Annotated in this window: 10 protein-coding genes; 8 read left to right on the top strand and 2 right to left on the bottom strand. The window is 53.9% G+C overall.

Translation table 11 applies throughout. The features are described 5' to 3' along the window. Positions 1-39: 39 nt before the first annotated feature. Positions 40-732, bottom strand: a complete 693-nt coding sequence (locus OXG87_01795; protein ID MCY3868257.1) for a dockerin type I domain-containing protein — start codon at positions 730-732, stop codon at positions 40-42. 309 nt (positions 733-1041) lie between these two features. Between OXG87_01795 and OXG87_01790 the strand changes: the two genes are divergently transcribed. The 4 genes from OXG87_01790 to OXG87_01775 all read left to right on the top strand — a co-directional run bounded on the left by OXG87_01790 (position 1042) and on the right by OXG87_01775 (position 8804). After that, positions 1042-1785: a hypothetical protein gene (locus tag OXG87_01790; GenBank protein ID MCY3868256.1), complete on the top strand. Its 744-nt coding sequence runs from the start codon at positions 1042-1044 to the stop codon at positions 1783-1785. A gap of 37 nt (positions 1786-1822) precedes the next feature. Then, on the top strand, positions 1823-5170 hold the full coding sequence (locus tag OXG87_01785) for a carboxypeptidase regulatory-like domain-containing protein (protein ID MCY3868255.1): 3348 nt from the start codon (positions 1823-1825) through the stop codon (positions 5168-5170). A gap of 63 nt (positions 5171-5233) precedes the next feature. Next, positions 5234-7732, top strand: a complete 2499-nt coding sequence (locus tag OXG87_01780; protein MCY3868254.1) for a hypothetical protein — start codon at positions 5234-5236, stop codon at positions 7730-7732. 58 nt (positions 7733-7790) lie between these two features. Beyond that, the gene (locus tag OXG87_01775) at positions 7791-8804 is read left to right on the top strand and encodes a PorV/PorQ family protein (protein ID MCY3868253.1); all 1014 of its coding nucleotides are present in this window, start codon (positions 7791-7793) and stop codon (positions 8802-8804) included. 41 nt (positions 8805-8845) lie between these two features. Here OXG87_01775 and OXG87_01770 read toward each other — a convergent pair whose 3' ends face one another. Beyond that, the gene (locus OXG87_01770) at positions 8846-10678 is read right to left on the bottom strand and encodes an ammonia-forming cytochrome c nitrite reductase subunit c552 (GenBank protein MCY3868252.1); all 1833 of its coding nucleotides are present in this window, start codon (positions 10676-10678) and stop codon (positions 8846-8848) included. A 73-nt stretch (positions 10679-10751) separates the two neighbouring features. On the opposite strand from OXG87_01770, the gene OXG87_01765 reads away from it, so the two are divergent. From OXG87_01765 to OXG87_01750, 4 genes are read left to right on the top strand one after another with little or no spacing between them, the layout of a single operon-like run. Next, on the top strand, positions 10752-11168 hold the full coding sequence (locus OXG87_01765) for a hypothetical protein (protein MCY3868251.1): 417 nt from the start codon (positions 10752-10754) through the stop codon (positions 11166-11168). Next, positions 11147-12316 carry an ABC transporter permease gene (locus OXG87_01760; protein MCY3868250.1) on the top strand — a complete coding sequence of 390 codons (1170 nt, stop codon included), beginning with the start codon at positions 11147-11149 and terminating at the stop codon, positions 12314-12316. The genes OXG87_01765 and OXG87_01760 overlap by 22 nt, the downstream gene beginning before the upstream one ends. 1 nt (position 12317) lies before the next feature. Continuing rightward, positions 12318-12971: an ABC transporter ATP-binding protein gene (locus OXG87_01755; GenBank protein ID MCY3868249.1), complete on the top strand. Its 654-nt coding sequence runs from the start codon at positions 12318-12320 to the stop codon at positions 12969-12971. 1 nt (position 12972) lies between these two features. Further along, complete coding sequence (locus OXG87_01750) at positions 12973-15345, top strand: FG-GAP-like repeat-containing protein (GenBank protein MCY3868248.1); 2373 nt, start codon at positions 12973-12975, stop codon at positions 15343-15345. Positions 15346-15363: the final 18 nt, after the last annotated feature.

Below are 15363 nucleotides of genomic sequence, written 5' to 3'. Positions count from 1 at the left end.
TTATTAAAAAAATAAGTAATATTATATCGAGTTCATAGTCTATGAACCACCAAACGCAGTGACAAAGAGTAAAAAGTCAAACATATCAACGGTCCCGTTGCGATTCATATCCGCCAGCACACTGTATTTGGCATCTCCTGACCGGGTATTAAACGCAGCAACAAATAATAAGAAGTCGGTCATATTGACAATCTCATTACCGTCAAAATCGCCGGGAAAAGGAGGAATTTCCATAAAGGATATCGCCGCGTCGGACGCATCCATATCTTGAATCCCATCCTCGTTTGCCCATGCTGCTGCTCGAATAATCAGAACAATATCTGAAGTTAGCGAATGTGCTGCGGTCAGTGTAATCTGGCCCAAGTAGCCGTTCGCCGGAATCGTTACCGTGGCGAGAGATAGCATAGCTAAAGTCGGATTGCCCGACCTGGCGCGAGCAAAGCGCATATTTTTTTCAGTCCATCCAATTCCATTGATATCGCCGATATAACTGTCAAACGCTTTGCCCGGCAAAGCCAGTTCAACGACATAACCGTGACTCTTTTGCCCTGCAGCATCAGGCGCGAAAATCTGAAATTTGATGGTATCACCCGGTTGTTTCTCTGTCAACTCCTGTAAGTTATTGTTATACGCGGGATTTTCAATCAGCGTATCGACATAAAGCCGTGGAGGGTCAGCCAAAGAAGGAGTTACAAAAACCAATAACGCAAATACGACAAGCACCCAGGGCATGTTCGAATCTCCTGAACTGGTAGTGGGTGCTCTGATTCCCTTTTATTTATATACTGAAATCATAAGCAAATGCAAGCACTTTTACTTATGCTAATTTCCGTTCTGCCAAATGGCAGAATTTTTTGTACCGAAACCGCTTGACATCTGAGTACAGGCGTTTTAAATTTCCGGTGAGCTAATACTTACTATCATTAATTCTATCAGTATTATTTATTTTTAAAGCGTACTTTTATCAGTTATAAGAATAAATAGTGCTTCGCAACAATTATCCCCACTCGCATTGAGTGGGCGTCACAAGGAGGGTCGCGTATGAAACGAGGGATAATTTCCGCAGTTTGTTTGATGTTCTTCGCGCTTCCGGGCAATAGCTATGGCGATGCCCATGGACAGGACACGGGCGTAGTGGGGAAAGTTGGCTTGGGTTTGAGCGGCAACTTCAACTTCCCCGTATTCGGCATGAGTGATCGTTTCCGCGCACAGGAAGCATTCGGACTGTATTTCACCTATGCGCGGGATGCGCGCAATACCTTAGAGGTGGAATTTCACCGCACGCGCTTTGATCCCGGCAAAATTCAAGAAGCGACTTTTTACTGGCCCGAAGACAAGCCGGAGGAGTGGCAGAAAATCACAAGCCCGCTGGCGCGCAATTACATGACCGTCAATGCGTTTACGATCAACGGCCTGTATCATCTGAAAGCGCGAACAGGTGGTTCGGATGGCGTGACCGGAGGTCCTTTCATCGCCTATGGCGGTGGGTTTTACCACTATAAAAATTCGGTATCAGGCCTGATCTTTGCAGGACAACCGAATCTGGGCGGGGGGATCGATACGACATTGGAACTGGCGCCGTTTGACGATACGGATGTGGCTTGGGGGCTCAACGTGGGTTTAGGAGTGGAGGTATTGGCAGGTAGTCGCGCAGCCGTTGATGCACGGGCGCGGTGGAACCTGCTGATCGGGGAATTGCGTCAGCTGGAGTCTTATGGCTTCGCGCGGACCTTTCCACTGCACTATTTCGAGATCGGACTTTCGGTCAAATACTACGTGATGTAAATGTAATAAACAACCCTTTATATAAGGAGGCATAGAGATGATAAGAAAGCTATCAATTTTGTCCGTTTTGCTGGTATGTGCCTTGGGTGTGCAGGATTGGGCACAGGCGGCAACAACGGGTAAGATAGCTGGCAGGGTAATGGATACAAAAGGCGATCCATTGCCCGGTGCCAACGTCGTAATCACGGGAACAAACCGGGGTGCGACCGCAGATGCAGAAGGATATTATATCATCTTGCTGGTTCTGCCGGGAACACACAGCATGGAAGCCTCGCTGGTGGGGTACCAGAAGGTCGTACAGCAAGATGTGAAAGTGGTGGTGGGCTATACCTCCACAGTGGATTTCAGCCTCACCGAGACAGCGCTGGAAGCCGCAGAACTGATCGTAACGGCAGAGCGTCCACCCGTAGAGCCGGACAAGACCGCGAGCAAATACTATGTAACGGCTGACGAGATCGACTTGCAGCCCGTGGTCAAAGATGCTCGGGCGTGGGCGGGCTTGCAGCCGGGCGTACAGAAAGACGGACGGTCAGTGCGGCAGGGCAACTTTCAAATGGACGAAGGCGAACGCCGTGCGGGCTGGTACACGACAACGCCAAAGCCCATTTCACTCACCTATACTGTTGATGGTGTGCGGATGGTGAATAATGACCGCCGCGCGGCAAATATGTTCACGGGTGTGAACCGCGCATCCATCCAGGAAATCTCTGTGGTAACCGGTGTTCCAGAAGCCGAATACGGAAATATGGACGCCGGGATCATCAATATCGTGACGCGAGAGGGTAGCCGGGACTACCACGGATTCTTCGAGTATCGATACACGGTGCCCGGAAAGCGGCATTACGGCTTCAATGCCTATGATCCAATCATTCACCTGAACCAGGGCACGGGCAAGAGCCGCATCCGCCTGGACGATCCGGCATGGTTGCAGGAAAAGGAAAATATTGGTGCCGATGGATTGCCCGGCACAGCGGATGATTCAGGACGTCTGATACATATCCAGCCCGACGATTACACAGATGTATCGGGACATCGCCTCGAGGGATCCATTTCGGGTCCGATTGGGGACAAGACCTCGTTCCACGTGAGCGCGCAGACAAATCGACAACCCGTGCAGCGTCCCGACCCCGCACTTCAGGGCTTGCCCAATTATCAGGTGACAGGTAAGCTGACATTTGGCGTAAAGCCCAATATCAACCTAAAGGTGGGCGGTGTGTATGGAACGAACCAGAATTTCCGCAATACGCGAGAGTCGGCATTATCAGCCGGTCGAGACCTGTATTTGCCCATAGATATAGATGGTGCGGGCAAAGAGATCGAATGGAACTCGATGTTGTACGCGTATTTAACGCATTCCCTATCTTCCCGCACCCTGTACGAGTTGCGTATCTCGCGTGCAGACAGCGAGCAGGACTCATCGGATATTCCTATAGAAACGTTCAATGTGGTTCGGGACCACGACAGGTGGTTTACGGCAACACCGCGTCCGGTTCGGGACTTCCGATTGAATCGTCAGACGCGCAACAATTTGAAATTTGATTTCTCCAGTCAGGTTACAAAGGGAAATTTCTTTAAGGCAGGAGCCGAAGCAACGTGGTTCCAGACCTACCAGTGGGAATTACAGAGTCGTGGAAACCCGGGCAGTTATCGGCTATGGTCGATGTACGACTACTATGCATCGGCTCAGAACCGGTTGGGTGCAGATGGTCAGATGGACTACGTGCCCGCCACGACTGTGAACGGCATCAAACTCCCCGATTTAAGCCGGGCAAGCAGTCTGGACGATCCGGCCTGGAACAGCTACCGGGATTATCCGAGAAAAGCATTCCAACTTGCAGCTTATGCACAGGACAAAATGGAGTTTGAGGGGATGGTCGTAAACGTGGGCGTGCGTCTGGATGCGTATGATCACGGCGGTCAGACGCGCCCCGAACCCGTGTGGTCGGTGCTGCCTCAAAACCGCTGGTTTGCCGATGCAGATGCGTCGTTGGCGCGACAGGGTCAAACGCCCTATCCCAACAATCCACAGTCATTCCCGACATATGATGGTCTAAATATGTTCAAACTGTCGCCGCGCTTTGGGGTGTCTCACCCGATTACCGCGCGGTCTGCGATTCACTTCTCCTATGGCCGGTTCTTCGTCCTCCCGATTTTCTATGCGATGTACGGGCAAACCTGGCAGGTGGCTTCGGGCCGGAGCATAGCCCAAGACCTGAACGCGGACGACAGATACAGTTCTTATGAGTATTACGGCGGCCTGGAAATGGGCTCGACCAAACGCGGATCTACAAATTCGCGTCCGGGCAGTACCGTGAACTACGAAGTGGGCGTGGACTGGAACTTTGTTTCGGACTACACGGCCAACGCGACGATGTTCTACCGCCGCACAGAAGACTATCTCCAGCAGAACAACACGTTTTTGCACGATCCGGTAGAGAAGCAGATCAAGCGCGCGCACTGGTATCAGAATGCGTACAGCGGTGAAACGCGCGGCCTGGAATTGGCTGTGAGCAAGCGGTTCACCAACTTCTTCTCATTCCGCGCGACGTGGAGCTGGTACTGGGAGCAGAACAACTTCTACGGCGGTCGGGAATGGGTAGGGCGCTGGTACGTGGATTCGGACTTCCTGGCCAAAGACGCGTATCGCTTCAAATTTGAAATTGACCCAAACACGGGTGAGCGCATCTGGCAACCCCTGTCGAGTGCCGAAGTCGATGCCATTGGCATGTTTGCCAATCAGCTGGTGCAGCAGCAAATCGACGCCAACCGGGAATTGTGGATCACCGAAAAATTTGCCAATCAGGTGCCGGATGCACAGGTTGGATTCCCCTGGACCGACGAGCGGAATATTGCAGCTACTATATTCACGATAGGGGGCGTGCGCGGTCCTGCCAACATGCGCGATGCCACGGGCGATGGAAGCATCACATTTTTGTTTGCCACGCCCGAAGGATATGGTCCAGAGGTGGGCGGGAGCAAGGTGCTGAGCGATCTGAACGTGAACCTGGTGCTGCGAATCGAGCCGGGCACATTCTTCCGCTATAGCCAGCCCACGCCATCTCCCTCGACTGCCAACAAGTTGATCAGGAACCAGTTGCTGTTCACCAATCCAACGGCATTCCGCACGGATCTGGGCATTCAGAAGGGCTTCCGAATTGGAAAATTGCGTCCGACCCTGTTCTTTGAGGCGACCAATTTGTTCAACGCCAAAAAGCCGCGTTCGATCCGCAGGTGGAATTTCTTCCACGACATACCCAAGTACGGTCTGGCTGAAAACCAGCCCACGCCAGTAGTGGTGCGGGACAACAACCAGATCTGGGATCAGTGGAACAGCTACACGAATCGCACACGGGAAATCTATTTCGGCGTGCGCACGAGTATGTAAACCGGTGGGTCAGAGTACCTGTTCTGGTGCTCTGACCCTGGCGCCTCTATAAGGAGTGAATTTATGTTTAGACAAATAATTGGTAAGGCGCTCGCTGGCATTTTCCTGACTGGACTATTTTCAGCAGGGGTTCAGGCGGTGGATGAGCCAGTGCCAATGAAGCAGATCGACCGGTCAAAGCTGTCGGAATCGTTTCGCAACACAGGTCAGCAGGGCGGGACATTTGCCCTGGGGTCGCAGGGATATGTGGCGCGGGAAAACGGTTCAATGACGTATCCGTATATTTATACGGGGTCTTCGACATCGGGCAGTTTCGGCGGTCGAGACCAGGACTACGACAACTCGAAGGGCCAGGGGGTGTGGATACTCGCGCGGGATGCGAGTGGAAATACCTATGTCACATCCTCGGGACCAGTGTCCAACACCGGAGATGTGGAGCAGGTCGTGCCGGATCTGACGCCTGGATCGGGCAATTTGCGCTTGCGGAACGGGCAAGACCCGCCGATTGTAGCAGCCCGGCTGGGGTATGATACCCAGGATGCCAACGTGTGGTTCAACACGGACCGCGGTGGAATCACCGAGCAGCCCAAACCGATTTCCGAAGAGCCTGTGGAAGTGGATAATTACCGAGAGAACGGGTCCTATACGCTGCCTCAGTTCGATCACTTTCCAGAAGAAATCGTGATTTCGAGATGGCGCAGCAATACGAATATTGAGCCAGACGGGACCGGCATGACAATGACGCGGACAGCGTATGGATGGAGCCACCCGGATTTCGACGATTTTTTCTTTGTCGAACTGGTCGTGGAGAATACCTCAAACCGGTCCTATGAAGAAGTGTATATGGGGTATTTGAACTATTTCAGCGTGAACAAACCCGGGCACTCCTATCGCAAGTGGAACGGCTACTGGTTTTCCGAGCCGGGGCGTCGGCTGGAAGACGACCGGTATCAGTTTACCGAGGCCGCCAATTACGGTGGGAAGTATCAGGGCAAAAAGATATCGTATCAATACGATGGCGATGCGCCCACCAGTTCAAACAACGACAGGGGCGAACCCCGGTTCGGCGCAGAGGCCATTGGCGTGATCGGGATGCGGGCAGAGCAAGAATTGTATTCTCCGCAATACATAGGCTGGGGACCTGTGGATGTGACACCGCCCTTTATCAACGATCCAGACGTCTATGTACCGATTACGGGCACGGCTATGGGGGGCGAGGATATTCCCAGCAGTCAGCCTGCGTATGCACACTGGTGGAAGCGCCGAAGCCGCACCAATATCGAGTTTGAGCCACACGTATCGATTGATACGGTTGAGGATATATGGAAGAAGTTTATCACCCCCGGCAAGCCCTATGACGACAACCCGATTGAGGGTGGCCCAAGCCCCGGTGAGCGAGAGTTGCAGGAGCAATTGCACTCGCAGATGTTCGGTCCCTGGAAGTTGGTACCGGGCGACAAGGCAAAAATCGTGGTGGTTTTTGCCGCGGGTATGGCGTCTGAAAATGCGGGTCCGGGCGGTGAGCCAATGGACTTCCGCATCTGGGCAATGACGCCAGGCGCGCAGTCGCAGGTGCCCGGCGGTGAGGATATTTTGTTCAACCACATCGATCGCGCGCGTCAATTGTACGCAATGGGATTTGACCTGCCCAATCAACCGCCAGATGTGGAATCGCTTGCGCGCGCCGAAACCGATCGTCCTATTTTGCTTCGCAGCAATGCAAATGGCAATGTGGAACTCTCCTGGAGCGACGGTGCCGACGATGCGGTACACCCGGATTATACGGGCGGCGAGGCTCAGGATGTGGCCGGTTACAAAATTTACGGGAACACGGCGCTGATCCAGACAGATCCCGTGCAGCATGCTGGCGCGCCTCTTGGCCCGTGGAATTTGATCGCCAAGATTGAGGCAAAAGATCCGAGGTATTACGATGCATCGACCGGAATTTATACTTTTGCCGATGAGAATTCAATTACGGGATTCGGGTATCGGTATAATATCGTAACCTATGCCAATGGGCATGCGAACTGGGAGAACATGAATGCGCAGAAAAATGCGATTTCAGGCGCGCAAATGCCCGTCCCGACAACACTTGCAGATCTGCCCCCCGTGGTTCAAAACCATATCCGCGCGGGGACCGAGTCGAGCCATATTGTGACGGCTGCGCGGCACAACACAAGCGGCGGTCAGTTTACACCCGTTGTGGCTGCCTCAGATGGGTTCGATGCCCTGGAAGAAAAAGTGCTCGTAGTGCCAAATCCGTGGAAGGACGATGGATTACACTCCTTTGGGGCGCAGGGCGACAACAACAAGCGCATGCGGTTTACCAACCTGCCGCGTCTGGCCCGAATTTCGATTTTCACGTCTGCGGGAGACCTGGTTATGGAAATAGTACACGATGGGACGCGCGGAGATCAGCACACGGCAGAAGTGAGCTGGACTCAACGGGCGCGTTCTGGCACGTCGTATGCATCTCCGGGGATTTATTTCTTCGCCGTAGAATCGCTGGTGCCCGGACAAGAAGGCAAGGTTCAAACAGGCAGTTTTCTGATTATCCAGTAAGACCGACGGGAGGGGCGGAACAGAGCGCCCGCCCCTCTACAAACAAAGGAGAGTAGATGTGAAACGATTAACTATTTATACGATGCTCCTGGCCGTCGGGCTTTTGGGGTCAGACGCCTGGGCACAGCAATACCAGTTGCCGTCCGGCGTGCGTGCGGGTCAGCACCGGACAAAAGAGTTCCACGGAACCGGGCGGGCTTCGTTCCACGCATTGAAGGTGGGACAGAGCGCGCGGGCAGCAGCAATGGGCGATGCGTTTACAGCCGCAGCCGACGACATCAATGCGATGTTCTGGAACACGGCGGCATTGACCCACATCGAGCGGTTCGAATATGCCCTGGGATATACGCGCTGGATGGTAGATTCGAAATTCTTCAACGGCGCGGTCGCCTGGCGATACGGTCAGCAGACCTTTGGACTATCCATCGTTCAGTTTGACGCAGGCACCTCTCGCGAGACCACGCCTATGGATCCGCAAGGGCGTTTCACGCGGGATATATCGGCCGGCGATATTTTCATAAACTTCGGTTATGCGTACAAGATGACAGACAAATTGTCGCTGGGTGCGTCTATAAAGTGGATTCAAGAGACACTGGACCAGGACAAAATCAATAGTGCCTCATTTGATTTTTCCAGTATTTTTTACACCGGATTTGGCAGTTCGCGCCTGGCCATGACGCTTCGCAACTTCGGCAAAGATCAGGAACTCGTGATTCCCGGTTCTCTCCCACAGGGCACGTCGATTGCCCAGCCCTTGATCTACACTATTGCCCTGGCAATGGAGCCTTATGGGCGCAAGGGAGACCCCACATATCTAACCGTGGCAGCCGAACTCGTACACCACATTGACGACCGCGAGCGCTGGCATGTGGGCGGCGAATTGTGGGTAGCGAACACGCTGGCACTGCGCGCCGGTTATCGGGGGCGTTACGACCTGGGTAGCTGGACACTGGGCGGCGGCGTCCAAAAGGATCTGGGCGTGGGACGGAGGGTTGGTGTCGATTTTGCATATATGAGCTTCGGAACACTATTTGATCCGCCCCTGCGCGTATCCATAACCGGATCGTTCTAACCGACGCTCCAAAACAAAAAAACGACCGGTGGGTTCTCTACTCATCGGTCGTTTTTTTCTGAGTTATGTATCTGCGCCAGTCCTCTGGCCGCATCCTCAATACCGGGCCAAATCCGCAACGCCCGCTGGAAAGCGCGTTGGGCCAATTCGGTATTCCCTCGCCTCACATAAGCCCATCCGAGAAACGCATGCACATAAGGGTCAGTCGCCCAAACCTCTTTACTCGCCTGTTCATATTCGGCAAAAATGGCCTCATAGCGCTCGTAGTCCTGGTCCTTGAGATGGTGTGCGCCCAGATTTTCGACAGCTGGCACGAGGGCAAACCGCACAATCCGAATCGGATCGTCTAACAATGGAACCAACGCGGGCACAACCCGCACCTGACCGACCAGACCCAGACCTTCTACCGCCTTTGCGCGGATAAGCGGATGCGGATCTTTCAAAGCTTTGAGGAGCACGGGAACAGCCTGCGAGGAACGGGTACGCCCCAAAAGCAAAGCCGCAGAAGCCCGCCGCGTGGGATTATAGGATAGATCGAGCAACTCGTCTTTCAGAGGAGACACAGCCATCGGATTTCCCTGTCGCCCAAGTGCAACAACCGCCGTTTGCAAAAGATAATCATCCTGTTTCCCCCACCAGGCTTCTGTCTTTTCCACAGCCCATTCGGGCGTGCGGTCCCCGTGGCATTCATCGCAGGCATTTGGAATGCCAAAACGCACCGTATTTGCCGGAACCGGAGGCGCAATGCGGTGGTCAAACACGCGCACCCGGCGCACTTCGGGAATCGGGGGCATGTGGCAATCGACACAGGCGATGTGCTGCTCGTGGCGGCTGTGTTCTCGAGGCTGTATATCCCGATGACACTGCATACATATACCGTCGAAATCTGCCCTTGTCTTCTTTTCTCCCTCCGGACCATGGGACGGGTGACAGGTCAAACACGTCACCCCGCCCTCTGTATAACAGGGACTGAGCGTGAGCGCCGTATAATTATACGCGAGATGCCGGTAGCGACCATCGGGCCACATACCTTCAAAATCCAGAACAACAGGTTCGTAAAAATCGTAAAAATTGTCGCCGGGTCGATAGCCCAGCTTCAAAATGCGCTTCGTCGCGTGGCACTGCGCGCAAAGCTCTACGGATTGTTCTGCGGAGAGCATTCTCAAATTCACCAGCGAAGTATCCTGCATACCGGCAGCATCTGCATCTGTCAGCGCTCTCTCCCAAAACGCGACATGACCTTGTCCGGGACCGTGACAGGTTTCGCAATTGACGCTCAAATCTACCCAGCGGGAATCATAAGTACCCGCATCGGGATCGTAATTGACCTCAATCTGACTGGCGTGGCAGTCAAAACACTGCGCGCTCCAATTGCGCCCAAAATGCATCCAGAACGACGTATCGCGGGGATCTAAGGGCCGTTCGGATGGCGAGGCGATAATACCTTCAACGGGATTGTACCAGGTATTTCTGCGAACATCGAAATAAACCGGAAGAATCTGCAAATGGCCTCCGGGAAGCTCAGTGATATACCACTGCGTATCCCGGTCGCCAATCGTGTATAGCACCTCGTGGGTACCTTGCGCCCCATCGGCCCCCGGCGTCGTGATGTAATAGCGACCATTTTGAAGGCTCATCGTTGAAGTAACACCACCGAAAGTATAGGTATTATTCTCACTGAAATCGCCCTTAACAGTCTGCGGAGTCGCTTCTTGCATAGAGGTCGCATGCGTCGTGCGCTGCCATTGTTGATACGCTTCCATATGGCAACTCGCACAGCGATGTACACCGACGAACTCCGTAGATACATCGGGTTGAGATGGCTTACACGCCAGACAGGCACCGACCAGAAGAACCCATATCATTTTTTTCATCGGCATATTCCCGTCACAAAAAACAGATGGGAGAAACCCTTGATTTTATCCCCTAAACAAAATATCATCTCATATGGCAGGCGTCACGCAAAAACTGAAGATATACCTGATAATACTAATCCTGATAGTCGGATGCGACTCTGCGAAAGTACATCAAGTGGGCGAAGCCGTGCCCGCCAATCGCGCGACCCGGATCAAAGAAGTCCTGGATCGTCCATCCGTATTTCTGGAACAGCGAGTCGTGCTATCGGGTCGCGCGGGACAGGTATGCCAGCACATGGGATGCTGGTTTGTACTACAAGACAGCACGCAACATATACTGATTGACCTGGAACAGGGACGGACCATAACCGTCCCCCGCAATATCTCTGGCGACTCCCTGCGCGTCGTAGGCGTCGTAAAACGCATCGCAGGCGATCTGCGCCTGATGGGAAAAGGCGTAGAAATCCATCGCAAAAGGGCAAAAATTTGGTCATTTTTCAATTTATAAGCGTCGTCCTGAAAGAACTGCGCCGACACCGCACGCGAAGTGCTCTAACCATAAGCGGCGTGGCCCTATCCGTCTGCGTCCTGGTCAGTCTCCTGGGTCTGGGAATCGGATACCGCACATCCCTCATCCACAGCATTGACCGCCTGGGCTATCACGTACTGGTCACCTCAAAAGGATGCCCCTACGAAGCCGCGACCCTGCTGATGCAGGGTGGGGTAATACCAATGTACATGGATGAAGCCATCCACCGGGAAATTCTTCGAGACGCCGATGTGGCGACCACAACGCGGTTATTCCTCGGATCGCTCCCCGTACACCGGGAGGGATTTTCCCTGATAACGGGAATAGAAGACAGCTTTCTGGAAATGAAACCCTGGCTGACCTTCCAGCGGGGCGAGTGGTTCAACGAAGGCGCGACCGACGAGGTAATACTGGGCTACAGCGTAGCGGCGTATTATCGGAAAAACATCGGGGACGACTTTCCGCTCAAAGGACTGGGACAAACATTCCGCGTACGCGGGGTTTTTGACCGCAGTGGAACGCAGGACGACGGCACCATCTTCGTCCCACTCGGGGTAGCGCAGCACCTCTTCGACAAAAAAGAGAAACTCACAGGCATCGGCGTAAAATTAAAAGACCTGTCCAGAATAGACGAATTTTCGGAACGCGTATTCGAAATACCCTCGGTACAGGTTATCACCATGGCGCAGGTCCAGCGAACCCTTCTCGACCTCCTGGGCACGGCGCGGTTTTTCATCGGAACAGTCGCCATCGTAGCCGTGGCAATTGCAGTACTCGGCGTAATGAATACCATGCTAATCGCGGTCTTTGAACGGACTCGAGAAATCGGCGTAATGCGAGCAATTGGCGCATCCCGGGGCGACGTATTTGCATTGATCTGTGCAGAGGCACTGACAATCTGCACCATAGGCGGAATCGCAGGTGGTGGAATAGCGGTCCTGGGCAGCCGCCTGGCATCTGAAGCCGTACGCGCGATCCTGCCATTTGCTCCCTCAGGCGTACTGGTGCAAATTGATGGCATACTACTAATCGGCGGGATCTCAATGGCAGTCGGCATGGGCATACTGGCTGGAATCATACCGGGGTGGCGGGCTTCCCGCCTGCATCCCATTGCGTGGATGCGCTAAAATGTCGGCTATTCTCGCACAGAGACTCACGCGGATATACCGCCGTTCAGCCGAAGAAATCGCAGCGTTATCCGGTGTAGATCTAATCGTAGAACCCGGCGAATTTGTAGCCATCACAGGCGCGTCGGGCGCGGGAAAAACAACCCTGTTGAATCTTCTGGGGTGTCTGGACCGCCCCACATCGGGCCTCTTGAAATTGCTGGGTCGAGATGTATGCGCTTTGCGCGGCAAAGACCTGGAAACCATGCGACGACAACACGTGGGATTCGTATTTCAAGACTATTGCCTGGTACCCACATTGACCGTCGAAGAAAATGTGGCACTCCCCCTCCTCTTTTCCCGCGCCCTACATCAACGCGACCGGATAAGGGACTTGCTGGCGCGCGTGGATTTGCAACACCGATCAGATCACCTGCCCCGCGAACTATCGGGGGGCGAACAGCAACGGGTAGCCATTGCACGCGCACTCGTAAACAACCCCGAGATCTTGCTCGCAGACGAACCGACTGGTAACCTGGATTCAAAACGAGGAAATGAGATTGTGGCATTATTGCGAAATATGAACCAATTGACAATCGTGCTATCCACGCACAACCAGGATCTGGCAAATCGAGCAGATCGACAGATAAAACTCGTAGATGGACGGGTGGTCTGACATGATTGTACTCCTTCTGGCGCTAATTGCCCTGTCAATCGGATGCGGTGAGCAAAAAACACCTTCTCCGGGCATGCGGATGGATTATACTACGCATCTCCAGCAGGGAATAGAAAGCATGCGGCGGGCGCAGTACGAAGCGGCTGAAGCCGAGTTCCGCCGATGTATTCAAATCGACTCCACACAAAGCGCGGCCTATCTTCACCTGGGCAAAGTACTCGCAATCCAAAACCGCTCCGAAGCGATAACCGCATTTGAGCGAGCAGTAGCTCGCAATCCGGATGCAGTTGAAGCGCGAACCTGGCTCGCGCGGCTTTACCGATCACAGCGGGAACCCGCCCGCGCAGCAGCACAATTTGAAGCGGCCCTTGCGAGACAACCCCTCATGCTGGACGTGCGAAAAGAATACGTCATCTGGTTGCTGGGCGGGGAAACCATCTGGTTTGAAAATCAAAAAATGGGAAGTAGCGGACAGATCCTGCCCCTGAACGACTCCCGCATCTTGCTGGAACGCGCATTTCACCACGCCGATAAATTATCCGACAACGCCATAAACGATGCAGAAGCGCGCTATCTGGCTGGCCTCGCCCTTCTGAGAATGGGAGATTACGAAGCGGCAATTGAACGCTTGAAAGTAGCGATGCAAATGCAAAAAGACCGCCTGGACCTGCGCGTACCGGATCGGCTGGGCGTAGCCTATTACCGCGCGGGACATTATCGAAAATCAGCCGAAACATTCTTAAATTTGTTGCGCGCCCTGCCCGAAACAGACGAATGGTTTTTCCGCACCCAGTGGAATTTGAAACAAGCCTATGACAAACTCGGCGGTTATCCCTGGTCGTTGTGGTCCTATTATCGCTTTGACCAGCGCCCCGAATCCACAGACACGCTCGTGCGCTTTACAGATGTGGCCCGCGACCTGGGCGTAGCCAAATTGGACGGAGCCGGACCGAGTGCCTGGGGAGATATCGACGGCGACGGCGACCTGGATCTGCTGGCGCAGGGATGCGACACATACCTCGCATTTTACCGCAATGACGGAACGCGATTTGTGGATATCAGCAACCAGATCGGCCTGAAAGACGTGGATTCGGGATTTTCGGGAAATCTCGTGGATTACGACAACGACGGCGACCTGGACCTCTACATCGCCCGCAGCGGGTGGTCTGGCCCTGGGCCAAACGCGCTCTACCGCAATGACGGCGGCCAATTCACCGATATATCCGCATCTTCGGGCACAAATGATGGGGGATCGGGATTTGTCTCCCTGTGGGGCGATACGGACAACGATGGCGACCTGGATTTATTTATAGCAAATGGCATTGCCGGAGACGGCTCCTCAAATGCGCACTACCGCAACAATGGAAACGGAACATTTGTCGAAACCACAAACGAAGCGGGCCTTCATTTTGACCTGGGCACAGTGGGCGCAGCCTTTGGCGATTACGACAACGACGGAGACCTGGACCTCTTTACAACCGGCTTTGAGACGCCCAATGCCCTGTATCGAAATCGCGGCGACGGCACATTTGTCGATGTGGCCCAAGCCTCCAACGTCGCCGGAAGCGGCACACTTCGAGGCTATGTATCGTTCTTCTTCGACTACGACAACGACGGCGATCTGGACATCCTGACCACCTGCCTTGCCGGATTCAAAGAGAGCTTAGAGGGACAGCGAATCAGCTATACTGCGCCCACCGACCCGGCCTATCCAACGCCCAAGCTATACCGCAACGAGGGCCAGGCCGAAGGCTGGCGCTTCACAGATATATCCTACGAAGCGGGATTTATCTATGCCCACGGCGTGATGGGCGGCAATGTGGGAGATATAGATAACGACGGGTACCTGGACGTGTACTTCGGGACGGGTGATCCGGACCTGGGACGGCTGGAACCAAACCGGTTTTATCGCAACAATGGAAACGGGACATTCACCGACCTGACCGAATACGCGGGAATGGGACACCTGGGCAAAGGACACGGCATCACATTTGCCGATTACGACGCAGATGGCGACCTGGATGTGTACGCCCCACAAGGCGGATGGTACCACGGGGACCTATTCGAAAACGCGCTTTACCGCAACGAGTCGGAAAATCAGAATCGCTGGTTACAGGTCACACTCCAGGGACGTCAAAGCAACCGATCAGGCATAGGCGCAAAATTGCGCCTGACAGTCGGAAACCGCACCCTGTTCCGGGAGGTTCCCGGAAGTGTCGGATTCGGGTCAACCGATCCCTATGCGATCCATTTTGGACTGGGAGAAGCCGACCGCGCAACGCGCCTAAAAGTAATCTGGCCCAGCGGAACAGTGCAGATCGTAGAAAACCTGTCCACAGGACAAATTGTGAATATTACAGAACCCATACCCTGAGAGATGGGGTTTGCGAAC

This window comes from Gemmatimonadota bacterium (assembly GCA_026706845.1).
In the GTDB taxonomy this organism is placed as follows: Bacteria; Latescibacterota; UBA2968; order UBA2968; family UBA2968; genus VXRD01.
The sequence above is the reverse complement of the archived record's forward strand: the minus strand, read 5'-3'. Positions and strand labels throughout refer to the sequence as shown.